Raw genomic sequence first — 24,239 nt, 5'->3', positions numbered from 1 at the left:
GACACAAGTGGTGGCCGGCCAGCGGAACCGAAACAGCGTCGTCCGGCGTTACAACCGGAAGCGACAACATCGATATGGGAGAGTGAAACCGATGGCCACCGACTACGACGCCCCGCGTCGCGACGAGGTCGACCTCGGCGAGGACAGCCTGGAAGAGCTCAAGGCCCGACGCGTCGACTCACAGTCGGGCGCCGTGGACGTCGACGAGGCCGAGGTGGCCGAGAGCTTCGAGCTGCCCGGCGCCGACCTGGCGGACGAGGAACTCACGGTCAAGGTGCTGCCGATGCAGCAGGACGAGTTCCGGTGCGCCCGTTGCTTCCTGGTGCACCACCGCAGCCAGTTGGCGGTCGAGCGCAACGGCGACCTGATCTGCCGCGAGTGCGTCTGACACCGTGCGTCCGCACCAGCGGCGGCTCCCTCGTCGGGGCCGCCGCTGCCTGAGTCGCCGTGCGGCATTCCCGGGGACCTGCTTGACTCGTTGACGGGTGACCGTCATGACGACGTCGGTCCATTCGGGAGGTCGGACCATGAGCGAGCGGAGCGAGTCCGGCGGCACGCGTGGCGCGGACCAGGGCCGGGCCGACGGCGCGGACGCCCCCGTCGCGCGGGACGACCCCGCCGACGCGGTGCCCGCGCGCGGCACGGACGAGCTGGGTGCCACCGTCGCGGCCCTGACCGCCGACGACGTCGAGCCGGCGCGCCGGCGGCAACTGCTCGGCCGGCTCGTCGGGCAGGCGCGGGCGCGTGGGCTGACCGACCTGTTCAAGCCGAAGAGCGCGGTGCGCTGGATGGTCGACACGGTCGCCGAGGTCGCCCCGCACGTGCCCGTACGCGACCTGGCCACCCTGCGCCGGCACTTCGACGGCCTGGACGGCGAGGCGTTGGCCGAGCGGCTGGTCCGCAACGCCGCGCGGACGACGGCCGGCATCGGCGCCGCCGGCGGGGGAGTGGCGGCGGTCGAGTGGGCGGTCGCCCCGACCCTGCTCTCCGCGCCGGTCCTGCTGGCCGCCGAGACGGTCGCCGTGGTGGCGGTCGAACTCAAGCTGATCGGCGAACTGCACGAGGTCTACGGGGTCCCGGTGCCGAGCGGCGGCACCCAGCGGGCGGTCGCGCTGGTGCAGTCCTGGGCCGGCCAGCGGGGGATCAACCCGATGATGCCCGGTGTCGGGGTGAGCGCCGTGCTGGGCACCGCCGCGCGCAAGGAACTGCGGGACACGCTGCTCAAGCGCTTCGGCCGCAACCTGACCACCCTCGGGCCCTTCCTCACCGGGGCGGCGGTGGCCAGCTACCTCAACCGCCGGGCCACCCGGACCATGGCGGACCAGCTCCGCAGCGACCTGCGTCGCCAGGCCAAGGCCCTGCCGGCCGCCCCGCCGGCCCTCCCCGGCACCCGCTGAGCGGGCGGGCGGCCGGCACCGAGCACGGGCCGGTCCACCCCGGCAATCACGCCGTTGCCGATGGACGGCGCGGCGCCGAGGCCCGATCGCCGCCGGACAGCGCCGGGCGAACGGGCGGGCAGCAGGGCAGGGGCCCGAGCAGGGGACCGGCGTCGGGCAGGGGGACGGCGCGACCGGGCGCCGGACGACTCAGGGCCGGGCGGCGTCGCGGGCGGCGAGGACCGCCTCGGCCAGCTCGACCGGGCGCCGGGTGCTGACCACCCAGAACGGGGTGGGGTCGGCCGGGTCGTCGAGGACCACCTGCACGGCGCCGGGGATCCACGGCCGCTGCACCACGAACGCCAGCGGGTCGGCGCCGACCCCGAGCACCTCACGTCGGCCGGCGGCGTCCAACGGGACGACGTCGGCGACGAACCGGACCGGCAGCCGGGCGTCGTCCACCCGCAGCTCGTCGTCGCGTACGGCGATCCGGATCCGGCCCAGCCAGGCCAGGCCGGCGACGGTCGCCGGGAGCAGCACGACGAAGGGCAGCCAGGCGCGGACGCCGGGGGCGCCCATCCAGACCTCGATGGCCAGCAGCGTGGCCGCGGCCAGGCCACCCAGCCACAGCCACCAGGGCAGACCGAGCCGCTCGGCGTGCTGCGGGGGCACCGCGGCGGGCGGCGCCGGGGACGGCGAGGATGGTGACAGGCTCACTCCTGCGAGGGTACGGCGCACGACGGGCGACGGAACCGGCAGGATGGCAGGGGCACCCCTGGAAACGGACGGAAGAGGAGAACCGTGACCGACGTCGTACCCGTGCCCGTACGGCAGCTCGACCCCGAGCTGCCGCTGCCGGCGTACGCCCATCCCGGCGATGCCGGCGCGGACCTGGTGGCCGCGGCGGACGTCGAGCTGCCACCCGGCGGCCGGGCCCTGGTCCCGACCGGCGTGGCGATCGCGTTGCCGGAGGGGTACGTGGGCCTGGTCCACCCCCGTTCGGGGCTCGCGGCCAGACTCGGCGTGACGGTGCTCAACGCGCCCGGTACGGTCGACGCCGGCTACCGGGGTGAGATCCTGGTCAACCTGATCAACCATGATCGGGAGACACCGGCGAAGATCTCCCGTGGTGACCGCATCGCGCAGCTCGTCGTGCAGCGGGTGGCACGGGCGGACTTCCGGCCGGTGGCCGAGCTGCCCGCGTCCCGGCGCGGGACCGGCGGCCACGGCTCCACGGGCGGCCACGCCGGCCTGGTGCCGTCCCCGACGGACGGCGGGCAGGACGCGGCCCCGGAGGTACCGGACGGACGGCGGGCGCCGGACGTGCGACGGGAAGAGCGGGACCGGGCAGGCGGCCGGACGGAAGAGGTGGCAGGGTGAGAGCGAACAGCGGAGGGTTGGCGCAGTGATCTTCTCCCGGAAGCGGGACAGTGCCGGACGGCACGCCCGTGACGAGCGGACGACCGAGGTCCTCGACTCGCAGGAGGAGTCGACCCCGGATCGCGGCCCGTACGACATCTCCGAGGCGCCCGAGGGGGTGCAGCGGCTCGACCTGGGCAGCCTGCACATCCCGGCGGTGCGCGACGTCGAGGTGCGGGTGCAGGCCGACCCGGAGGGCGTGATCCAGCAGGTCGTGCTCGTGCACGGTCCGAACGCGCTCCAGCTCGGTGTCTTCGCCGCGCCGCGCTCCGAGGGCATCTGGGACGAGGTGCGCGAGGAGATCCGCCAGTCGCTGTTCAACGACGGCGCGGCGGCCCAGGAGGTCCAGGGCGAGTACGGCATCGAGCTGCACGCCCGGGTGCGCACCCCGGACGGGCTGACCGACCTGCGGTTCGTCGGCATCGACGGGCCGCGCTGGATGGTCCGCGGCGTCTACCAGGGCGAGGTGGCCACCGACCCGGCCGCCGCCGGCCCGCTGACCGAGTGCCTCGACGGCCTGGTGGTCGACCGGGGCCAGGAGGCCAAGCCGGTGCGCGAGCCGCTGCCGCTGCGGCTGCCCCGTGAGGTGGCCGACCAGGCGGTCGAGGGGGCACCGGCCGACGGCAACCCCGCGCCCGCGCCCCGCGAGGCCTGACCGTCCGTCGCGACGCGCCGGGACCGGCCCTGTCGGCGTACGCTGGCGGGACGGTTCCGGCGTCGCCGGGGTCGTCCCGGGCGCCGGCGACGCGTCGGCCCAGCGTGGAGAGGGTGACGCGGAGGTCATGACGACCGACGAGGGCCGGGGTCCGCTGCGCCGCATGCTGCGACGGCTCACGGCGAGCGAGGCGGAGATCGAGGCGCAGGAGCTGCGCCGGGAGAGCGCCGAGCACGGCGGTGTTCCGGCCGGGCAGTGCACGCGGGGCCAGGTGGTCTCGGTGGCCGGCCGGCTGCGTACGGTCGTCTACACTCCGCGGACCAACCTGCCCACGCTGGAGGCGGACCTCTACGACGGCAGCGACGTGGTCACCCTGGTCTGGCTGGGCCGGCGGCACATCGCCGGGATCGAGCCCGGCCGGCACCTGACCGCGCGCGGCCGGGTGGCGGTACGCGACGAGCGCAAGGTGATCTACAACCCGTACTACGAGCTGGAACCGCCGAAGTGACCCGGTGGCCGCGGCGGACGGAAGGCGTGCGATGACGACGGGACAGCACCGGGCGGCACAGCCGGAGAGCGACCCGCAGGGCGAGGAGCCGCTGCCCACCCTCGCCGAGCAGATGGCCGACCAGCTCGGCGGCTGGCGGGGCCTGGTCGAGTCCAGCATCCCGGTGGTCGTCTTCGTGCTGGCCAACATCATCGGCGAGCTGCGACCCGCCGTGATCGCCTCGGTGGTGGTGGCCCTCGCGATCGCCGGTCTGCGGCTGGCGCAGCGCCGCCCGGTCCGGCACGCGGTCAACGGGCTCTTCGGCGTCGCCGTCGGCGCCGCGATCGCCTGGCGCACCGGCGACGAACGTGACTTCTACCTCCCCGGCATCCTCTACGGCATCGGCTACGGGTTGGCCCTGCTGCTCTCGGCGGCGCTCCGGCAGCCCCTCGTGGGGTGGATCTGGTCGGTGCTGGTGGCCAAGGGCCGCTCGGAATGGCGCGACGACCCACGCCTGGTGCGCACCTTCACCGGGCTCACCGTGCTGTGGGGCGTGGTGTGGCTGGCCAAGGTGGGCGTGCAGGCGGGGCTCTACCTCGCCCACCAGGACACGGCGCTCGGCGTGGCGCGGCTGGTGCTGGGTTACCCGCCGTACGTGCTGCTGCTGCTGATCACGGTCTGGACGGTCCGGCGGGTGACCCGGGAGGCGGAGTCCGAGGCGCTGCCCGGCGGCTGAGGCCGCCGCCTCAGCGCTGCCCGCGGGTGCGCTCGACGCTGTCCGCCCCGAGCACCACCGCGCGGACCGCGTCCTCGACCTCCGCCGTGCACACGAAGATCAGCTCGTCGCCGGCCTCCAGCGGGTCGTCCGGCGTGGGCACCAGCACCCGCTTGCCGCGCAGGATCGCCACCAGCGCCGAGTCGCGGGGCAGTGGGACCGCGCGCAACGGCTCCCCGACGTACGGGGCGGTCGGCGGCAGAGTGATCTCCACCAGGTTCGCCTCGCCCTGCCGGAACGTCATCAGCCGGACCAGGTCGCCGACGGTGACCGCCTCCTCGACCAGCGCGGCCATCACCCGCGGCTTGCTCACCGCGACGTCGACGCCCCACTGCTCGGTGAAGAGCCACTCGTTCTCGGCCCGGTTGACCCGGGCCACCACCCGGGGCACCGCGAACTCGGTCTTGGCCAGCAGCGAGACCACCAGGTTGACCTTGTCGTCCCCGGTGGCCGCGACCACCACGTCGCAGCCGGCGATGTCGGCCTCCTCCAGGCTGGCCAGCTCGCAGGCGTCGGCCAGCACCCAGTCGGCGGCCGGCACCCGGTCGGGCCGGAGCATCCTGGGCTGGCGCTCGATGAGCATCACCTGGTGGCCGTTGTCGATCAGCTCCTGGGCGATCGAGCGGCCCACGTTGCCCGCGCCAGCGATGGCGATGCGCATGCTCACAGCCCTCCTTCCGGCGGCGCCGCCGCCACCGACGTGACCGTCTCCGCGATGTCGTCGGTGACCAGCATGAAGAGCTGGTCGCCCTCCTGGACGACGCTGGAGCGGGTCGGCAGCGTGCCGATGCCGAAGCGGATCAGGTACGCCACCCGGGCCCCGGTCGCCCCCTCGAGGGCGCGCAGCGGCCGAGCGACCCAGTCCTTGTGCACCGGCACCTCGATGATCGACACCGTGCTCGTCGGGTCGCGGAAGATCTCCACGTTCCCCTCCGGCACCAGGTGCCGCAGCATCCGTTCGGCGGTCCACCGGACGGTGGCCACGGTGGGGATGCCGAGCCGCTCGTAGACCTGCGCGCGGCGCTGGTCGTAGATCCGCGCCGCCACCCGGGACACGCCGAACGTCTCCCGGGCGAGCCGGGCCGAGATGATGTTGGAGTTGTCGCCGCTGGAGACGGCCGCGAAGGCGTCCGCCCGCTCGATGCCGGCCTGCCGCAGCACCTCCCCGTCGAAGCCGGCGCCGGTGACGGTGATCCCGGCGAAGTCCGGGCCGAGCCGGCGGAAGGCGTCGGCGTCATGGTCGATGACCGCGACCGAGTGCCCCCGGGACTCCAGGCTGTAGGCGAGGGTCGAGCCGACCCGGCCACAACCCATGATCACGACATGCACCGCGTCCCTCCTCAAGGTGCGCAACACCCGGCCGGTGAGCGTGCCGTCTGCGAGCCTGCCACGTTCCCGGCGCGAGTGCGGACCGACGGTACTCCGCCGGTCCGCCCCGCCGCGATCGACCACCCCACGACGCCCACCCGGGTGGTCGTACGCTTGGCCGTTGTGGCCAGACCCACCTCGCTGCTGAAGCGGCTGCTCCTCGGTCGACCGTTCCGGTCCGACCGGCTCAAGCACACGCTGCTGCCCAAGCGCATCGCGCTGCCCGTCTTCGCGTCCGACGCGCTCTCCAGCGTCGCGTACGCGCCCGACGAGATCCTGCTGACCCTCTCCATCGCCGGCGCCTCGGCGTACTTCTTCTCGCCGTGGATCGCCCTGGCCGTCGTGGTGGTGATGCTCACCGTCGTGGCCAGCTACCGGCAGAACGTGCACGCCTACCCCTCGGGCGGCGGCGACTACGAGGTGGCCACGGTCAACCTCGGGCCCCGGGCGGGGGTCGCGGTGGCCAGCGCGCTGCTGGTGGACTACGTGCTCACGGTCGCGGTCTCGGTCTCCTCCGGGGTGGCCAACCTGGGCTCGGTGGTGCCGTTCGTGGCCACCCACAAGGTGCTGATCGCGGTCACCGCGGTGGTGCTGCTCACCGCGGTGAACCTGCGCGGCCTGCGGGAGTCCGGCACGGCCTTCGCCATCCCCACCTACGGCTTCATCATCGTGATGGTCGGGATGCTGCTCACCGGCCTGGTCCGGGTCTTCGTGCTCGGCCACGACCTGCGTGCGCCCAGCGCCGGCCTGGAGATCCAGGCCGAGCACAGCGTCACCGGCTTCGCCCTGGTCTTCCTGCTGCTGCGCACCTTCTCCTCGGGCTGCGCGGCGCTGACCGGCGTGGAGGCGATCTCCAACGGGGTGCCGGCGTTCAAGGCCCCGAAGAGCCGCAACGCGGCCACCACGCTGCTGCTGCTCGGCACCATCTCGGTGGCGATGCTGGTCGGCATCATCTGGCTGTCCCGCCTCACCCGCCTGCAGTTCGTCGAGGACCCGAGGCTCCAGATCATCTCCGGCCCCGAGGGGTACGTGCAGAAGACCGTCACCACCCAGCTCGGGGAGACGGTCTTCGGCTCCGGCTCGGTGCTGCTCTTCGTGGTCGCCGGGGTCACCGCGCTGATCCTCTTCCTGGCCGCGAACACCGCCTTCAACGGCTTCCCGGTGCTCGGCTCGATCCTCGCCCAGGACCGCTACCTGCCCCGGCAGCTGCACACCCGCGGCGACCGGCTGGCCTTCTCCAACGGCATCGTCTTCCTGGCCGTCGCCGCGATCGTGCTGATCGTCGGCTTCCAGGCCGAGGTGACCAAGCTCATCCAGCTCTACATCGTGGGCGTCTTCGTCTCGTTCACGCTCTCCCAGGCCGGCATGATCCGGCACTGGAACCGGCACCTGAGGACCGCGCGGGACCCGCAGGCGCGCCGGCGGATGCTCCGCTCCCGGGCGATCAACACCTTCGGCATGGCGATGACCGGCGCGGTGCTGATCGTCGTGCTCGTCACGAAGTTCCTGCTCGGCGCATGGATCGCCATCGCCGCGATGGCGATGATCTACGTGCTCATGCTGGGCATCCGCCGGCACTACGACCGGATCGCCGCAGAGCTGACCCCGCCGGACGAGGGCCGCGCCGTGCTGCCCGCCCGCAACCACGCCGTCGTGCTGGTCAGCAAGCTGCACAAGCCGACGCTGCGGGCGATCGCGTACGCCCGGGCCACCCGGCCGGACACGCTGACCGCGGTGACCGTCAACGTCGACGAGAAGGACACCCGGGAGTTGCAGGCGGAGTGGGAGCGGCGGGACCTGCCCGTCCCGCTGACCGTGGTCGACTCGCCGTACCGGGAGATCACCCGCCCGATCCTGAACTACGTGGCCGGCGTCCGCCGGGAGTCGCCGCGCGACGTGGTCACGGTCTTCATCCCGGAGTACGTGGTGGGGCGCTGGTGGGAGCACCTGCTGCACAACCAGAGCGCGCTGCGCCTGAAGGGCCGGCTGCTCTTCGAACCGGGGGTGATGGTGACAAGCGTGCCGTGGCAGCTCGCCTCGACCGCCGGCAAGGACCTGGACCGGCTGGACGCCACACTGAGCCGGGGGCCGGCACGCGGCCCCCGGGTCGCGCCGCGCGGCACCCTGCCGCCGAGCGTCCCGCCCGTCGTGTCCGCGCCGCCCGGCGGGAGCGGCCCGAGTGGTGGAGGTGAACGGTGAGCGCGCACGGTGACGACCGCGGGCTGGAGGAGGCCGAGCGGGTCGAGCTGATTGTGGGGGCGGTCGCGCCCGGCGGGCACTGCGTCGCGCGGGTGGATGGCCAGGTGGTCTTCGTCCGGCACGCGCTGCCCGGCGAGCGGGTGGTCGCCGAGGTCACCGAGGTGCACAAGGGGTTCGTCCGGGCCGACGCGGTGAGCGTGCTCGAGGCCGCCCCGGACCGGGTCGAGCAGCCCTGCCCGTACGCGAAGCCGGGCCGGTGCGGCGGGTGCGACCTGCAACACGTCGCCCCGGCCGCCCAGCTCGACTGGAAGGCGGCGGTGGTGCGCGAGCAGCTCACCCGCCTCGGCGGGCTCACCGACGCCGAGCTGGACGCTCTCGGCGTCCGGGTCGAGGCGCTGCCCGGCGGGCCGCTCGGCTGGCGCTCCCGGGTCCGCTACGCCGTCGACGGGGCGGGCCGGGCCGGCCTGCTCAAGCACCGCTCGCACGAGGTGGTCCCGATCGACCGCTGCCTGATCGCCCACCCGGCGATCCGCGAGCTGCCCGTGCTGGCCCCGACCGGCGCGCGCTGGCCGGACGCGGACGCGGTCGAGACCGTCGCCTCCACGGGCGGGGACGTGGCCGTGACCGCCGTCGCCGACGGGGCGCCCCGCACGGTGAGCGGCCCGGACCGGGTCCGCGAGCTGGCCGCCGGCCGGGAGTGGACGCTGCCGGCGTCGTCGTTCTGGCAGGTCCACCCGGCCGCCGCCGACACCCTGGTCGACGCCGTCCTGGAGTTGGTCGACCCGCGCCCGGGGGAGCGGGCCTGGGACCTCTACGGCGGGGCGGGGCTCTTCGCCGCCGCGCTCGCCGGCCGGGTCGGCGACGCGGGCCGCGTCACCCTGGTCGAGTCGGCGGCCCAGGGCGTCGCCGCCGCCCGGGAGAACCTGCGCGACCTGCCCCGGGTGGAGGTCGTGCCGGCCCGGGTGGAGACCGCGTTGGCCCGCCGCCGGATCACCGGGCCGGTCGACGTGGTGGTGCTCGACCCGCCGCGCTCCGGCGCGGGCGCCCGGGTGGTGCGCGACCTCGTCGCCGCCGGTCCCCGCGCGGTGGCGTACGTGGCCTGCGATCCGGCCGCCTTCGCCCGCGACGTGCGCACCTTCGCCGGGCTGGGGTGGCGGCTGACCGTGCTGCGCGGCTTCGACCTGTTCCCGATGACCCAGCACGTCGAGCTGGTCGGTCTGCTCCTGCCGCCCGACGGAGCCGCCCGCTAGCCTGACGCCATGAAGATCGTCGGACTGATGTCGGGGACCTCCTACGACGGGGTGGACGTGGCAGCCGCCGAGTTCACCCTCGACGGGGACACGCTGCGGCTGCGCCCGCTGGGGCACCGCGCCCTCGACTACGACGACGGGCTGCGCGAGGCAATCGGCGCGCTGCTGCCGCCCGGGAGCACCACGATCGAGGCGGTCTGCCGGCTGGACAACCGCCTCGGCGAGGTCTTCGCCGAGGCGGCGGCGATCGGCGTCGAGCTGGCCGGCGGGGCGGTCGACGCGGTGGTCTCGCCCGGGCAGACGGTCTTCCACTGGGTCGCCGACGGGCGCGCCCGGGGCACCCTGCAACTGGGCGCGGTGGCCCGGGTGGCCGCCCGGGTGGGCGTACCCGTGCTCAGCGACCTGCGCTCGGCGGACGTCGCGGCCGGCGGGCAGGGCGCGCCCCTGGTCCCGGCGTTCGACGCGCTGCTGCTCGACCCGGCGGACAGCGCGGCCCCGCGCGCCGCGCTCAACCTGGGCGGCATCGCCAACCTCACGGTGGTCGCGCCGGGCGCGCCGGTGCTCGGGTACGACGTCGGGCCCGCCAACGCGCTGCTCGACGCCGCGGCCCGCCGCCTCCTCGGGCGGCCCTGCGACCTCGACGGTGCCCGCGCGGCGGCCGGTCGGGTGCACCCCGGCCTGCTCGACGCGCTGCTCGCCGAGCCGTACTACGCGGCGCCGCCGCCCAAGTCGACCGGCAAGGAACTGTTCCACGCCGGCTACCTGGACGCCCGGCTGGCCGCCCTCGGCGAGGCGGTGCCAGCCGACGATGTGCTCGCCACCCTGACCGAGCTGACCGCCCGCGTGGTGGCCGCCGAGTGCGACCGGCACGGCGTGGCGGAGGTGGTGGCGGCCGGCGGCGGGGTGCGCAACCCCACCCTGACCGCCCGGCTGGCCGCCCTCGGGGCGGGGCGCTGGCGGCTGCGCACCACCGACGAGCTGGGGGTGCCCGCGCAGGCCAAGGAGGCCTACGCGTTCGCCCTGCTGGGCTGGCTCTCCTGGCACGGGCTGCCCGGCGCGCTGCCCTCGGTGACCGGCGCCGCCCGGGCCGCCGTGCTGGGCTCCTGGACCCCGTCCGGGCCGGCGTACCGGGGCGCCCCGGCCGTCCCGGCGCCCCGGCGGCTGCGGATCGCGGCCTGACTCCCGCAGTCGCGCCCCGGCCGCCCGCGATCCATCCGGGGGCTGACCAGGCGCTCAGCACCCCCGGTCGGTGGGCGGGCGTCCGGGCCAGCCTGCGGAGTGTCGGACGGCCGATAGACTCTTGCGTCATGAGCGTTGAAGAGGGCACGGTCCACCACACCGGGCTGCTGGCCACCGTCCGGGGTCCGCAGGACGTCAAGCGGATGTCCGCCGAGGAGTTGGACGTCCTCGCCGCCGAGATCCGTGACTTCCTGATCGCCAAGGTCTCGCGCACCGGCGGGCACGTCGGCCCCAACCTGGGTGTGGTCGAGCTGACCCTGGCCATGCACCGGGTCTTCGACTCCCCGCGCGACCGGTTCCTGTTCGACACCGGCCACCAGGCGTACGTGCACAAGATCGTCACCGGGCGGCAGGCCGGCTTCGACCGGCTGCGCCAGCGCGGCGGCCTCTCCGGCTACCCGAGCCAGGCCGAGAGCGAGCACGACCTCATCGAGAACTCGCACGCCTCCACCGCCCTGTCCTACGCCGACGGCCTGGCCAAGGCGTACGCGCTGCGGGGCGAGCAGCGCAGCGTGGTCGCCGTGGTCGGCGACGGCGCGCTCACCGGCGGGATGTGCTGGGAGGCGCTGAACAACATCGCCACCGCCCGCAACCCGCTGGTGATCGTGGTCAACGACAACGGCCGGTCCTACGCGCCGACCATCGGCGGCCTCGCCGACCACCTCTCCTCGCTGCGGCTCAACCCCGGCTACGAGAAGGTGCTCGACACCGTCAAGGAGGCGCTCGGCTCGACGCCGCTGGTCGGCCGGCCGATGTACGAGGTGCTGCACGCGGTCAAGCGGGGCATCAAGGACGCCGTCGCCCCGCAGGCGATGTTCGAGGACCTCGGCATCAAGTACGTCGGCCCGGTCGACGGGCACGACGTGGCGGCGGTCGAGTCGGCGCTGCGCGCGGCGAAGAACTTCGGCGGCCCGGTGATCGTGCACGCCGTCACCCGCAAGGGCTACGGCTACCGCCCGGCCGAGGAGGACGAGGCCGACTGCCTGCACGGCCCCGGCAGCGCCTTCGACATCGAGACCGGCAAGCTGGTCGCCGCCCCGTCGGTGAAGTGGACGCACGTCTTCGCCGACGAGCTGGTCGCGATCGCCGACGAGCGGCCCGACGTGGTGGGCATCACCGCCGCGATGGCCGAGCCCACCGGCATCGCCAAGCTGGCCCGCAAGCACCCCGACCGGGTCTACGACGTGGGCATCGCCGAGCAGCACGCGGCCACCTCGGCCGCCGGCCTGGCCCTCGGCGGGCTGCACCCCGTGGTGGCGGTCTACGCGACCTTCCTCAACCGCGCCTTCGACCAGGTCCTGCTGGACGTGGCGATGCACAAGCTGCCGGTGACCTTCGTGCTGGACCGGGCCGGGATCACCGGGCCGGACGGGCCCAGCCACTACGGCATGTGGGACATGTCGATCTTCGGTGTCGTGCCGGGCCTGCGGATCGCCGCGCCCCGCGACGCCGCCACCCTGCGCGAGGAGCTGCGCGAGGCGGTGGCCGTCGACGACGGCCCCACCATCGTCCGCTTCCCGACCGGCACCGTCGCCGCCGACCTGCCGGCCGTGCGCCGGGTCGGCACCGTCGACGTGCTGGCCGAGGCGGCGCGCAAGGACGTGCTGCTGGTGGCGGTCGGCTCCTTCGGCCACCTGGGCATGGAGGTGGCCACCCGGGTCGCCGGGCAGGGCTTCGGGGTGACCGTGGTCGACCCGCGCTGGGTCCGCCCGGTCCCGGCCGAGCTGGTCGAGCTGGCCGCCGGGCACCGGCTCGTGGTCTCCGTCGAGGACGGCGTCCGGGTCGGTGGCGTCGGCGACGCCCTCGCCCAGGCGATGCGGGACGCCGATGTCCGGGTGCCGCTGAAGGACCTGGGCGTGCCGGCCGACTGGCACCCGCACGGCACCCGCGCGCAGATCCTCGCCGACCTCGGCCTGACCGCGCAGGACGTGGCCCGTGACGTCACCGGCTGGATCTCCCGGCTGGACGTCGAGCCGGTCGAGCCGGTGATCGCCGCCGACGACGCGACCGCGCAGAACTGAGTTCCAGACCGCCGACGGCGGGTGCCCCGGGAGACCGGGCCACCCGCCGTCGGCGTCTCACGTGCCGGTCAGCGGACGCCGACGCCGGGTCAGCGACCGCCGAGGCGACGCCGGGTCAGCGACCGCCGAGGGAGCGGTAGTGCGTCTTCTCCGCCTCGGCGAGGCTGAACGTCTCCGACCGGGTCGGCGCCGGCATCACGACCAGCCCCGGCCGGTCCACCAGCCGGGGCGTGTCCGGCGGCGTGGACAGCGAGCTGTCGGCGGTCGGCCGCCAGCTCACCACGGCCAGCGGCTGCCCCGGCACCGGCAGCGTGTACGTCTGCAACGGGTTGGCGCGGTCGGCGGGGGAGACCACCGGCGTGCCCCCGTCGGCGGGGCGGTAGACCACGGCGGTCATCGTGCCGTCGGCCGTCTCCCAGCTCAGCTGCTCCAGCTCCGCCGGCTCGCCGCCGCCGAGGGCGACCTCGCCGAGGGTGCGTACGGTCAGCTTGGTCATCGGCCAGGACGACGGCACCGAGCGCGGCGCGTCCCGGTCGCCGATGCGCCGGGGGACGCTGCCGAACGGGCCCTCCTCGCTGGCGAGCGCGCAGGTGTCCAGGCCCGTGAGGGCCCGCTTGCCGGAGCCGCTCTCGTCGCGTACGAGGGGGTAGCGCGGGTCGGTGGTGCCGGTGCCGAGGTCCAGCAGCCGGTCGGCGGCGCGGCCCCGGGGCAGCGCCTCGGTGGCCCTGAGCGTGGCGGTCACCGGCACCGCCCGGCAGGCCGGCACGGTCACCGGCTCGGTGAGGCCGTCGGTGTGCCGCAGGGCGCGGCCGTCCGGCCCGAGCAGCCGCTGCACCCGGCCCGACGTGAGGTAGCGCCGCCCGTCGGAGGTGTGCACGGGGAGCACGTCGGAGTAGACGAGGTAGCCGGGGTCGGTGTACTCGGCGGCGCGGGTGACCGCGTACCGGCCGTCCTCGGTGGTGACCTGGAGCAGCCAGGAGGCGCTCTCGCCAGGCACGTCCGCGGCGACCAGGGCCAGCGGCGCGCCGCCGACCTCGCCGGACCAGAGGATCCCGGACGTGGGCAGGTGCACCCGGTCGTCGGCCGGTGACCGCCAGTCGCGTACCGCCTGCGTCACCGCCGACCTGACGGCGGCGTCGCCCGCCAGGGTGCCGCGTGGCGGCCAGACCGTCAGGTCGCCGTCCAGGCTGTCGTAGCCGACCCGCAGGTCGCCCGGCTGCCGGTCGGCCACCGGCCCGCAGGCGGTCGCGGTGAGCAGCAGGGTCAGCAGTGCGGTGGCCGTGATGCCGCGCCGGCGGACTGGAGCCACCTGTACGCCCCCTCGATCGCCTCAGCCGTCGTTCAACGGAAAGCGCCATAGTACGAGATGTCGGATCACCGGGACGCGCCACCTCGCCCACCGTCCGTGCGCAGGTCGCGGGCGGTGGGCGACGCCGACCACAGAGGACACCGCCGTGGTTTCAGGGTGAATGTCCCGCTCGGGTAGACTCCGCCGACTGTGACGCCTGCCGAGACCCGCGCCGAATCCTGGTCGGAATCCGACGCCGCCGCGGCCCCCGCGTCCGAACCCGTGGCGCCGCCCGTGGGCGGCGGCGCCGGTGACCGTACGCCGGGCGGGGCCGCCCGCGCCGATGAGGCCGACGCCCCCGGCGCGGCCGTGGCCACCGCGGCGACCGAGGCCACCACCTCCCCCGGTGAGGACGGCCGGGCGGACGGCGCGGCCCGGCCCCGGCGGTGGACCCGGCGACGGCAGGATCTCACGGTCTTCGGCCTGTTCCTGCTCGCCGCGGTGTGGGTCACCAGCCAGATCTGGGTGGACCCGGCCGGCCGGGTGGCCTCGCTCTACAGCAGCGACCCGGCCCAGGTGCAGTTCTTCCTCGCCCACTCGGTACGCGTGGTGCTGCACGGCGAGTTCCCGTTCTTCACCGAGCAGTTCAACTACCCCGACGGGGTCAACCTGATGGCCAACACGGCCATCCTCGCGCTGGGCATCCCGATGGTGCCGGTGACGCTGCTCTTCGGGCCGGCCGTGACCTTCGTGGTGCTGGTCACGCTCGCGCTCGCCGGCACCGCCTCGGCCTGGTACTTCGTGCTCTCCCGGCACGTCGTGCGCAGCCCGCTGGCGGCGGCCGTCGGCGCCTGGTTCTGCGGGTTCTCGCCGGCGATGCTGTCGCACGCCAACTGGCACCCCAACATCATCTCGCAGTTCCTGCTGCCGTTCATCGTCTGGCGGGTGCTGGTCATCACCCGGTCCCGACGGCCCTGGCGCGACGGCGTGCTGCTCGCCCTGATGGTCACCGCCCAGGCGTTCATCAACGAGGAGATCCTGCTCTTCACGGCGCTCGCCTGCGGGGTGTTCCTGATCGCCGTGCTCGCCCAGCGGCCCGCGCTCTGGTCGGCGGCGTGGCGACCGCTGGCCAAGGCCCTCGCGATCTGCACCGTGCTCGCCGGGGCGCTGCTGGCGTACCCGCTCTACGTCCAGTTCGCCGGGCCGATGGCGTACCACGGCCTGAGCGACGCGGTCCGCGACTACGGCAACGACATCGCGGCCTTCTTCGCGCCCGGCTCGCCGACGATCGGCGGCGACGAGCGCGCCAACGTCAACCTCGCGCCGAACTACTCGGAGGAGAACGCCTTCTTCGGTTGGAGCCTCGCCCTGATGGCCGTCGGCATCGTGGCCTGGCTTCGCCGGGAGATGCTGGTCCGGGCGCTCGCCGCGACCGGGGCGTTCTTCGCGGTGCTCTCCCTCGGCGAGCGGGTGTCCTGGTGGCACCGGGAGCTGTTCACCGGGCCCTGGGAGTGGCTGGTCCGGCTGCCGCTGCTCGACGCGGTGGTGCCCACCCGCTTCGGCCTGATCACCAGCGTGGTGGTGGGCATCCTGCTGGCGCTCGCCGTCGAACGTTCCCAGACGCTGCCGGTCGAGCGGCGGACGCTGCGTACGCTCACCGTGGCCGGGCTCGTCCTCGCGCTGCTGCCGATCGCGCCGATGCCGCTGAAGGTGACCTCCCGCCCGCCGGTACCGGACTTCATCACCGCCGACCGGTGGCGCGGCTACGTCGGTGAGGACCAGACGCTGGTGCCGATCCCGGTGCCGAACATGGGGCACACCCACGGGATGCGCTGGGCCGCCTCCACCAACCTCGACTTCAAGATCCCCGGCGGCTACTTCCTGGCGCCGCGCAACGGCAACACCGGCGACCCCGGCCGCTTCGGCGGCCGGCCCAGCGGCGTCGGGCGGCTGCTGGAGGAGGTCGCCTCGACCGGCCGCATCCCGAAGCTGGACGACCGGCAGCGCCGCCGCTCGCTCGACGAGCTACGGCACTGGCGGGCGGCCATCCTGGTGCTCCCGGTCGGCCAGCACCACTCCGAGCCGCTGCGGCGCACCGTCGAGCAGCTGGTCGGTCCCGGCCGCCGGGAGCTGGACGTCTGGGTCTGGGACGTCCGGGCGCTGACCGACCAGCCGACCTGATGACCGCCCCGGCGGCGACCGGCACCGCCGAGGCGGCACCCGCCCGGCGGTCCCGCCGGCTCCCGGTGCGCGCGCCGGACGCGTTGGTCGTCGCCGGCTACCTCGCCCTGGCGGTGCTGCTGACCCTCGGTCAGTGGGGTCGCCCGGGGCGGCTGTTCCACCAGGCGGGGGACCAGGTCCTCTTCGAGTGGATGCTGGCCCACGCGGCCCGGGCGGTGACGGGCCTGGAGAACCCGCTGTACAGCGGGGAGCTGAACGCCCCGGACGGGGTGAACCTGATGGCCAACACCTCGGTGCTGGGCCTGGGCGTGCCGCTGACGCCGGTCACCCTGCTCTTCGGCTCGCAGGTCGCCTTCCTGGTGGCCGTGGTCTGCTGCCTCGCCGGCACCGCGACCGCCTGGTACGCGCTGCTGCGCCGCCGGCTCGTCGACTCCCGGGCGGCGGCGGCCGTCGGCGGGCTCTTCTGCGGCTTCGCCCCCGGCATGGTCGCGCAGGCCGGGGCGCACCTGCACATGGCGGCGCAGTTCCTGGTGCCGGTGATCCTGGCGCTGGTGTTCCATCCGGACCCGCGCCGGGTGTGGCGGCACGGGACGCTGCTCGGGCTGCTGGTGGCGTACCAGCTCTTCCTCGGCGAGGAGGTGCTGGCCTTCCTGGTCCTCGCCGCCGGAACGTTCGCGCTCGCGTACGCGGCGGCCGACCGGGAGAGCGCGCGTCGGCGGGCGCCGGCGCTGCTCGGCCGCCTCGCGGTCGGGGTGGCGGTGGCGCTGCCGCTGCTGGCGTACCCGCTGTGGTTCCAGTTCTTCGGCCCGGGCCACTACCGGGGGATGCCCTTCCACGCGTACGGCTACCAGCTCGACGCCGCGTCCTTCACCGCCTCGGCGCGGCAGACGGTGCTCGGCGACGACCACCTGCCCGGCCTGCTCGCGCCGAACCCCACCGAGGAGAACTCCTTCTTCGGCCCGGGGCTGCTGGTGCTCGCCGTGGTGATCGTGATCTGGCTGTGGCGCCGGCCGCTGGTCCGCGCGCTGGCCGCCTGCGGGCTGCTCTTCGCGCTGCTCTCGCTGGGCGAGCAGGTCCGCCTGGACGGCACGTCCACGGGCATCCCCGGGCCGTACCGGCTGGTCGCCGAGCTGCCGCTGCTCGACCACGCGGTGCCGGCGCGCTTCCCGCTGGTCTGCGTCCCGGTGCTGGGCATCCTGCTCGCCCTCTCCCTGGACCGGCTGCGCCCCGCCGCCGGGGCGGACCAGCTGCGCGCCGATGCCGAGGCCGGGGCGGACCGGCCGCGCGCCGATGCCGGGGTCGGGGCGGACCGGCCGCGCCCCGATGCCGAGGCCGGGGTCGAGGCCCGGGTGGGTGCCGTGCCGGTGCGGCTGCTCTGGGGCGGGGCGGTGGCCGCCGCGCTGCTGCCGCTGATCCCCACCCCGATCCGGACCGTGCCGGCCTGGCCCGTGCCGGCGTTCGTGGCCGAGGGCGGCTGGCGGGCCCACGTCCCGCCGGGCCGGACCCTGGTCCCGGTGCCGCCGGTGACCGGTGCGGGGCTCAGCCCGGCGATGCTCTGGTCGGCCCGCACCGGGCTGGCCTTCCCGGCCCCGGGCGGCTACTTCATCGGCCCCCGGGGCGCCGACGACCCGGCCGCCCGGTGGGGCGCCCCGGACCGCCCCACCGCCGAGCTGCTGCGCCGGGTGGCCGAGACCGGCGAGGTGCCGGTGGTCACCGACGAGCACCGCCGGCAGGCGGTCGAGGACCTGCGGCACTGGCGCGCCGCCCTGGTGGTGCAGGGCGGACTGCGCCACGGCGACCCGGTGCGCCGTACGCTCGACGCGCTGCTCGGGCCCGGCCGGGAGGTGGCCGGCGCCCACGTCTGGGACGTCCGCCCGCTGGTGGGCTGACGGCTCAGCCCCGCCCGCCGATCGCCCGGCGGCCGCCCGAGCCTCGACGGTCGCCGGCTCAGTCGACGAGCGGCCGGACGTCCCAGAGCCACACGTCGTCGACGCGCTGGGGCGGGCCGATCAGCGCGGTCATCAGCTCGCGCAGGACCGCCTCCCGGGGATGCGCGCCGAGGACCACCACGGACGCCCGCCAGAAGCGCAGGTCCTCGACCGCCTGGCGGCGGTTCTCGTCGGTCAGCGCGGGAACGGCGTTCTTGTCCATCGTGGAGTAGACCAGGGTGCTGGTCGGACGGTTGGGCGCGCCGAAGACGCCCTCGCCCAGCTCGTTCGGCCCGATGAAGTAGCCGCCCGGGATCGGGAACGCGTGCTGCGTCAGCGCGCTCCAACGCAGCGTGGGCAGGCCGTGCACGTTGCTCGGGATCGGCACCGGCACCAGGGTCCGGCCCTCCGGCACGTACGGGCGCCAGCCGCCGGCGGTGATGAAGTGCGGCGGCGGGTCGACGGGCTCCGCGGGCAGCGGACGCGGGAACAGCGGCAGCACGGCGAGCGCGACGGCCGCGTACCCGACCGGCCGGAGCCAGCGGCGGCGCGGCCCGGCGGCGTCGGCACCGGCCGTGCGGTCGTCGCTGTCGGAGCCGGCGCGGGGGGCCGGCACCGGCGTGCGGCCGCTGCCGGCGACGGTGTCCCAGGCCAGGGCGAGCAGCACGCCGAGCGCCGCCGCCACCACCAGGGCCAGCCGGGTCGGCATCATCATCTCGACCAGCGGCAGGTCGTCGGAGATGTAGGCCCACGGGCCGTCCGTCTCCGTCTCCACCCCGTTGAGCCGCACCTTCGGGCCGATCGAGGCCACCGTGAAGACCACCACCAGCACCGCGAGGATCCGGGCGACGAGCGAGCGGCGGACCAGCAGCACCAGCGCCACCACCGACAGCAGCACCAGCGGCCAGCCGAACCAGGTGTTCTGCTCGGTCAGCCCGATGGTCTTCTCCACGGCCTCGTCGCCGGCCACCGTGTCGCGGGCGAAGGTGACGAAGGCGGCCAGGTCCTCGCCCCAGTTGTGGAACACCCCGCCCTGCAACCCCCGGTAGGACTGCGGGCCGTTGAACTGGAACCAGATCGGGTAGGCCGCCAACAGCAGCGCCAGAGCGCCGCCCACGCCGAGTGCGGCGGCGAAGGTGCCGGCCACCGCCCGCGTCCGCGCCGGCCGCATGATCGCGTACGCGACCACGACGACCAGGCAGGCCAGCGCGGTGAGCAGCAGCATCTCCTCGTTGATGAAGATCTGGTACGCCACCAGCAGGCCGAGCACGATCCCGTTGCGCCGCCACCGGCCGGGCTCGCCGAGCCGGAGCACCCGCACCACGATCAGCGGCAGCAGGAAGTTCGAGACGAAGTTGGGCTGGCCGTTGGCGTGGTGCACGATGCCCGGCGCGAAGCCGAGGAACGCACCGCCGACGAAGGCCGCCGCGCGGGAGCGCACCAGGTGCCGCGACAGCATCCAGTACGACGTGCCGGCGGTCGCGGCCAGCGCGCCGCCCAGGTAGAGGGCGTACATGACCTGCGGGCCGAGCAGCATGGTCAGCGGCGCCAGCGGCAGCGTCACCCCGAGCAGCGAGGTGTTCGCCATCATGTTCACCCCGTCCGGGGCGTTCTGCCGCGCGGTGAACAGCGGGTTCTCCAGGTGCCGCACCGAGTATGCGCCGTGCGAGAAGAGCCACTCGAACCAACTGTGGTCGGTGGGCAGGTGCGACGACACCCGGTTCTGCACGTCCACCCAGTAGTTCAGGCACACGAAAAGGCCGAGCAGGACATAGGCTCCGATGGCCAGTACGTCGGCGCGGGAGGGCCTGCGCCGGGGCCGGCGCGTCGGCTCGGCCGCGACGGGCTCGGAGACGGAGTTCAGCGAGGGGTCTACCACCGGCACAGCCACGACGCGCCATCGTACAGGCGCTCCGGCGTCGCTTTTGCCGGGCCGGTGTGCCCACGGCCGATTTGCCGGTACGCCGGAGGCCAGGGTGTGACGGGGAGGACGCCACGTGACGGTCATCGACCTGGGCGAGCGACGGGACGTCGACGGGGCCGCCGGGCCCGGCCCGGGCCGGTTCCTCCGCCGCTGGGCCCCGGCCCTGGTCGCCCTGCTCTGCCTGGTGACGTCGGCGGCCGCCGCGCCGTGGCCCGCGCAACCGCCGGGCGTCACGGTCCCGGCCGGCCCGGACGCGAATCTTCTGTTCGTCGACGGGGTCCTGCTGGTGGCGGAGCCGTCGGGCCCCGGAACGGTGGCCGACGGGGACCCGGTGTCGCGACTGGCCGCCCACCGGCTGCCCTCCGGCCGTCCCCTGTGGCGGGTGCCGTTGCCCGCGCCGGGGCGGGTGTTCCACGCCGTCCGGGCCGGCGACCTGCTGGCGGTCGGCCTGGCCGGGGACCGGACGGCGTCCGAGGTGGTCGGGCTCTCCCTCGCCGACGGCGGGGTGCGCTGGCGGGGCGAGGGGCAGTTGCACGGCGCCACGGCGGCCGGGCGCCTGCTGCTGTCGGGCTCCACCGGATCGGGCGCGTCCGTGCTGCGCTCGGTGGACCCCGCCACCGGCGCCGTCCGGTGGTCGCAGCCGCTGGCCTTCGAGGACGCGCACCTGTCGCGGCGGGACCAGCGGATCAGCCTGCTGACGGTGCTCGCCGGCGGGCGGCTGGAGCTGCGCGACCCCGACACGGGCGCGGCGCGTGCCGCGATCGCCGTGCCCGACCGCTCCCGCGTGCTGACGGTCACGGAGGAGCTGGTGCTGCTCACCGACGCCAGCGGCGTCCTCAGTGGCTACGAGATCCCCGGCCTGCGCCGGCGGTGGAGCGTGCCCCGCGGCCCGGCCGACCAGCCGGACGTCTACGACTGCGGCGTCCTGATCTGTGTCGACGACGGGTCGCCCGCCACGCGGCTGCTCGATCCCGCCACCGGCGCCCTGCGGTGGCGGAGCGAGGACGCGGCGCTGGGGCCGGTCGCCGTCGAGGGCCGGCTGCTGGCCGTCCGGCGCGCCTCCGGTGGTGCCGCGGAGCACGTGCTGCTCGACGCGGCGACCGGCCGGCCGGTGCGGCAACTGGGCCGCTGGCGGGCAAGCGCCCCGTGGCTCTTGGCCGACGCGACGACCGTGCATCGTCGGCAGCGCGACGGGCGGTACCTGGTCGGCCGGATCGACGAGCGCGGGGAGGGCGTGCGGGTGCTGGCGGCGCTGCGCGGCGTGGTGGGGGAGTGCGGCGCCCACGGGTCGTTCGTCGCCTGCCGGCGCGAGGGCGGTGGGTTGGGCGTGTGGGAACTGCCCGGTGACCGCGACCGGAAGGGGCGGGCGTGACGCTCATCGACCTCGGCGAGGTGCGCGACGAGCCGGGCCGCGAGGCGCCGCCGCCCCGCCCGCCGCGTGCCGTCGGTCGCCCGTTGCGGGTCGCGCTGGTGCTCGCGTTCCTCGTGGGCACCGTGGCGGCGGCCGCTCCGGTGCCGGCCCGGGTCGGGCTCGTCGTGCCGGCCCGGCTCGGGTCGGAGGCGTTCCTGCACGGTGACCGGCTCTACGTCGTCGAGCCGGCCGAGGGGGAGCCCGAGGGGACCGTCGAGGTGCGCGCGTACGCCCTGCCCGAGCGGGCGCCGGCCGACGACGCCCCGCCCACCCCGGTGTGGCGCTCCCGCGTGGTGGGGGCGGGCCGGTTCTGGCAGGTCCAGACCGGGCCGGGGTCGGTGCTCTTCTCGGTCACCGGGGACGAGGACGACGGGCAGACGATCGCCCTGGACGCCGCGACCGGCCGCGGGCTCTGGCGGCAGCCCGGCTACCCCTGGTGGGACCCGGCCGGGATCCTGCTGATGCAGACCGGCGGGGAGGAGGGCGGCGCCGTGCGGTCGGTGGCTCCGGCCTCCGGGCGGGCACTCTGGTCGGTGCCGACGACGCGCGGGGGCGCGACGTACAGTCTCCGCGACGGGCGGGTCGAGCGGATCGTCCTGGTTCCCGCCGAGGGGCGGGTCGAGGTGCGCGACCCCCGCTCCGGCGCCCTGGTGCACGCGGCGGACCTGGGCCTCGACGAGGCGTCCGGGCACGTGGTGGTGGCGTACGACCTGCTGCTGGTCGTCCGGCCGAGCGCGGGCGTGGTGACCGCCTACGGGCTGGACGGGCTGCGGCGGCGGTGGGAGGCGCGCGTCCCCATGGTGGAGCACGTCACCGAGTGCGGCGAGCTGTTGTGCGTGCCCGGGGGGAACAGGCTCGTCGCGCTCGACCCGGCGACCGGCGCGCTCCGGTGGGTCGGCGAGCGGTGGTTCGGGGTGCTGTCGGCGCAGGGCGGCCGGCTCCTGGCGGTCGCGCCCGGGCCCCTCGGCGACCGGTTGGGCGTACTCGACGCGGCCACCGGTCGGGAAGTGGCCGACCTGGGCACCTGGCAGCTGATGACCTGGCGCGCGGACGAACGGCTCCTGGCCGTGCGGCCGGCCGTCGCCGGTGGCGGGGTGGTGGTCGCCGAGCTGGACGTCGCCGCGGGCCGGGCCCGGGTGCTGGACGTGCTCCGCGGCGCGACCGGGGACTGCCGCAGCCGGGCCGGCACGGTGGTGTGCCGGCTGCAGACCGGCGAGCTCGGCGTCTGGCGCTATCCCGGTTGACCCGTCGCGCGTCCGGTGCCGCGGACGCCGTCGGGGTCACCAGTTGGGCTGCTCCGGCGCCGGGGGGAGCGGCACGCCGGGCGGCCGGAGCACGTACGCCACCCCGCCGCTGCCACCCTGCCAGGCGGCCTCGAACCGGTCCCGGTCGACGGTCCGGCGCACCGCGTCGTCGTCCGGGGCGTACGGGTCGTTGAGCACCGGCGCGCCGGTGGCGGTGAAGCCCACCAGCACCATCAGGTGTCCGGCGGTGTCGTAGTCCAACCCGGGCACCTCGCCCGACTTGAACGCGGCGGAGACGATCAGCGGGATGCCGGTGGCCACGAACGCCTCCGCCTCGGCCAGCGACCGCAGCCGGGTGACGAAGGCGTCCACCCCGTGCAGGCCCGCGTACGCGGTGTTGAACGGCCAGTTCCCGGCTCCCGCGAAGGCGTGGTCGTAGCAGTGTCGCGCGGCGTGCACCACCACCGGGCGAGGGCCGGCCGGAGCCACCCAGGCGTACCGGGTCGGGGCTGGGGCGGCGTCCCAGAAGGCCAGCACCATCGAGGTGCAGGTGGGGCTGCACCAGGCGTCACCGCCGCCACCCCACTGCGGGTGGGCGCCGGCGTGCAGCCGCTGCGAGTAGCGCGGCACGTCCAGCACCGTGCCCCAGGCGGCCGGGGCCGTCGCGGCGGACCCACCGGCAGGGGCCGGACCCGGGGCGCGGGACTCGGGCCCGGTGACCGGGGCGGGCCCGGCCGCCACCGGCGGGGAGCCCGCTCCGGTGGGCCGGGACGGCCCGGCCGCAGCCGTCGGGCGCGGGCCTGCGGCGACCGCCCCGACCGCGCGCAGCACCGGGGTCGCGTCGGCGTCCTCGGGCCGGAGCAGGGTCACCCGGACCTGCCAGCCGGTGACGGTCGCGCCCGTCACCACCAGCGTGTCCGTGTCCACCCGGGCGTCGGCGTCGCGCTGCCCGGGCACGGACGTCCGGCGGATCGCGTGGTCGTCGGCCGCCCAGTCGGCGAGGACGTACCACCCGGTGGCCGGCGCGTCGTCGTGCCAGCCCCGCAGCTCCACCCGCAGCCAGCAGTCGCCGGGGGTGTCCCCGGTCCACGAGGGCACCACGTCGCGCACGGCGAAGCCGACCGGCACGGGCGGGGACGTCCAGCTGCCGGCCGCGTACCGGTGGGTGCGGCCGTCGGCGTCGGTGTGGTCGAGCCGGTCGGCCGGGTCGGCCAGTTCGAGGCCCCGTCCGCCCGCGCGCAGCCCGGACAGGCTGCCCAGCCCGGCGTCGCCGGGAAGGCGGAAGCCCCGGTAGGTGACGTCCCGTCGGATCGTCGGCGCCGCGTCGGTCATGCGTCTTCCCGTCCGTCGTGAAGGTTGCCGCCAAGAGCATTGCGTACGACGAAGGTTTTCTGCAACGGGGCGGGGCCGGGACGGCGGGTGCGGCCCGGTTTGGCTGCCGGCACTAGGTTGTGGGTGGTCAGGGGCGCGAGGA

General features: G+C 75.3%; 20 protein-coding genes. 14 read left to right on the top strand and 6 right to left on the bottom strand.

Features of this window, described 5'->3' with window-relative positions:
• Positions 1-91: 91 nt before the first annotated feature.
• Positions 92-388 carry a DUF4193 domain-containing protein gene (locus ACPXCB_RS01800; protein WP_013284790.1) on the top strand — a complete coding sequence of 99 codons (297 nt, stop codon included), beginning with the start codon at positions 92-94 and terminating at the stop codon, positions 386-388.
• 139 nt (positions 389-527) lie between these two features.
• A complete protein-coding gene (locus ACPXCB_RS01795; protein WP_425871531.1) occupies positions 528-1,397 on the top strand; it encodes a hypothetical protein in 870 nt (289 codons plus the stop codon).
• Positions 1,398-1,586: 189 nt separating this feature from the next.
• Here the strand turns inward: ACPXCB_RS01795 and ACPXCB_RS01790 are convergent, their stop codons facing one another.
• On the bottom strand, positions 1,587-2,087 hold the full coding sequence (locus tag ACPXCB_RS01790) for a DUF3093 domain-containing protein (protein ID WP_425872119.1): 501 nt from the start codon (positions 2,085-2,087) through the stop codon (positions 1,587-1,589).
• Positions 2,088-2,177: 90 nt separating this feature from the next.
• Between ACPXCB_RS01790 and dut the strand changes: the two genes are divergently transcribed.
• From dut to ACPXCB_RS01770, 4 genes are all read left to right on the top strand, one after another.
• Positions 2,178-2,756, top strand: a complete 579-nt coding sequence (gene dut / locus ACPXCB_RS01785; RefSeq protein ID WP_425871530.1) for a dUTP diphosphatase — start codon at positions 2,178-2,180, stop codon at positions 2,754-2,756.
• Positions 2,757-2,781: 25 nt separating this feature from the next.
• The gene (locus ACPXCB_RS01780; protein ID WP_425871529.1) at positions 2,782-3,450 is read left to right on the top strand and encodes a DUF3710 domain-containing protein; all 669 of its coding nucleotides are present in this window, start codon (positions 2,782-2,784) and stop codon (positions 3,448-3,450) included.
• A 127-nt stretch (positions 3,451-3,577) separates the two neighbouring features.
• On the top strand, positions 3,578-3,958 hold the full coding sequence (locus ACPXCB_RS01775) for an OB-fold nucleic acid binding domain-containing protein (RefSeq protein WP_425871528.1): 381 nt from the start codon (positions 3,578-3,580) through the stop codon (positions 3,956-3,958).
• 31 nt (positions 3,959-3,989) lie between these two features.
• Positions 3,990-4,673, top strand: coding sequence for a DUF3159 domain-containing protein (locus ACPXCB_RS01770; RefSeq protein ID WP_357578750.1), 684 nt, complete (start codon positions 3,990-3,992; stop codon positions 4,671-4,673).
• A gap of 10 nt (positions 4,674-4,683) precedes the next feature.
• Here ACPXCB_RS01770 and ACPXCB_RS01765 read toward each other — a convergent pair whose 3' ends face one another.
• Positions 4,684-5,373, bottom strand: coding sequence for a potassium channel family protein (locus ACPXCB_RS01765; RefSeq protein WP_425872117.1), 690 nt, complete (start codon positions 5,371-5,373; stop codon positions 4,684-4,686).
• A gap of 2 nt (positions 5,374-5,375) precedes the next feature.
• Positions 5,376-6,041: a potassium channel family protein gene (locus tag ACPXCB_RS01760; protein WP_425871526.1), complete on the bottom strand. Its 666-nt coding sequence runs from the start codon at positions 6,039-6,041 to the stop codon at positions 5,376-5,378.
• A gap of 162 nt (positions 6,042-6,203) precedes the next feature.
• Between ACPXCB_RS01760 and ACPXCB_RS01755 the strand changes: the two genes are divergently transcribed.
• The 4 genes from ACPXCB_RS01755 to dxs all read left to right on the top strand — a co-directional run bounded on the left by ACPXCB_RS01755 (position 6,204) and on the right by dxs (position 12,789).
• Entirely contained in the window at positions 6,204-8,279 is a 2,076-nt protein-coding gene (locus tag ACPXCB_RS01755; protein ID WP_425871524.1) for an APC family permease, read from the top strand.
• Positions 8,276-9,529: a class I SAM-dependent RNA methyltransferase gene (locus ACPXCB_RS01750; protein WP_425871522.1), complete on the top strand. Its 1,254-nt coding sequence runs from the start codon at positions 8,276-8,278 to the stop codon at positions 9,527-9,529. Before ACPXCB_RS01755 ends, ACPXCB_RS01750 begins: the two co-directional genes overlap by 4 nt.
• A gap of 9 nt (positions 9,530-9,538) precedes the next feature.
• The gene (locus ACPXCB_RS01745) at positions 9,539-10,708 is read left to right on the top strand and encodes an anhydro-N-acetylmuramic acid kinase (RefSeq protein WP_425871521.1); all 1,170 of its coding nucleotides are present in this window, start codon (positions 9,539-9,541) and stop codon (positions 10,706-10,708) included.
• Positions 10,709-10,836: 128 nt separating this feature from the next.
• Complete coding sequence (gene dxs / locus ACPXCB_RS01740) at positions 10,837-12,789, top strand: 1-deoxy-D-xylulose-5-phosphate synthase (RefSeq protein WP_425871519.1); 1,953 nt, start codon at positions 10,837-10,839, stop codon at positions 12,787-12,789.
• A gap of 115 nt (positions 12,790-12,904) precedes the next feature.
• On the opposite strand, the gene ACPXCB_RS01735 is transcribed toward dxs, so the two are convergent.
• Complete coding sequence (locus tag ACPXCB_RS01735) at positions 12,905-14,098, bottom strand: hypothetical protein (protein ID WP_425871517.1); 1,194 nt, start codon at positions 14,096-14,098, stop codon at positions 12,905-12,907.
• A 189-nt stretch (positions 14,099-14,287) separates the two neighbouring features.
• Between ACPXCB_RS01735 and ACPXCB_RS01730 the strand changes: the two genes are divergently transcribed.
• Both ACPXCB_RS01730 and ACPXCB_RS01725 read left to right on the top strand, forming a co-directional pair.
• Entirely contained in the window at positions 14,288-16,258 is a 1,971-nt protein-coding gene (locus ACPXCB_RS01730) for a hypothetical protein (RefSeq protein WP_425871515.1), read from the top strand.
• Positions 16,258-18,147: a hypothetical protein gene (locus ACPXCB_RS01725; protein ID WP_425871513.1), complete on the top strand. Its 1,890-nt coding sequence runs from the start codon at positions 16,258-16,260 to the stop codon at positions 18,145-18,147. The genes ACPXCB_RS01730 and ACPXCB_RS01725 overlap by 1 nt, the downstream gene beginning before the upstream one ends.
• Before the next feature lie 58 nt (positions 18,148-18,205).
• Here ACPXCB_RS01725 and ACPXCB_RS01720 read toward each other — a convergent pair whose 3' ends face one another.
• Positions 18,206-20,077 (bottom strand): hypothetical protein, encoded by a 1,872-nt coding sequence (locus tag ACPXCB_RS01720; protein WP_425871512.1) that lies wholly within the window; start codon positions 20,075-20,077, stop codon positions 18,206-18,208.
• Positions 20,078-20,183: 106 nt separating this feature from the next.
• Between ACPXCB_RS01720 and ACPXCB_RS01715 the strand changes: the two genes are divergently transcribed.
• Positions 20,184-21,482 (top strand): PQQ-binding-like beta-propeller repeat protein, encoded by a 1,299-nt coding sequence (locus ACPXCB_RS01715; RefSeq protein WP_425871510.1) that lies wholly within the window; start codon positions 20,184-20,186, stop codon positions 21,480-21,482.
• A complete protein-coding gene (locus ACPXCB_RS01710; protein WP_425871508.1) occupies positions 21,479-22,765 on the top strand; it encodes a PQQ-binding-like beta-propeller repeat protein in 1,287 nt (428 codons plus the stop codon). The genes ACPXCB_RS01715 and ACPXCB_RS01710 overlap by 4 nt, the downstream gene beginning before the upstream one ends.
• Before the next feature lie 36 nt (positions 22,766-22,801).
• On the opposite strand, the gene ACPXCB_RS01705 is transcribed toward ACPXCB_RS01710, so the two are convergent.
• Positions 22,802-24,097, bottom strand: a complete 1,296-nt coding sequence (locus ACPXCB_RS01705; protein ID WP_425871506.1) for a C39 family peptidase — start codon at positions 24,095-24,097, stop codon at positions 22,802-22,804.
• Positions 24,098-24,239: the final 142 nt, after the last annotated feature.

The sequence above is a fragment of the Micromonospora sp. DT62 genome (genome assembly GCF_049847285.1).
GTDB lineage: Bacteria > Actinomycetota > Actinomycetes > Mycobacteriales > Micromonosporaceae > Micromonospora > Micromonospora reichwaldensis.
The sequence above is the reverse complement of the archived record's forward strand: the minus strand, read 5'-3'. Positions and strand labels throughout refer to the sequence as shown.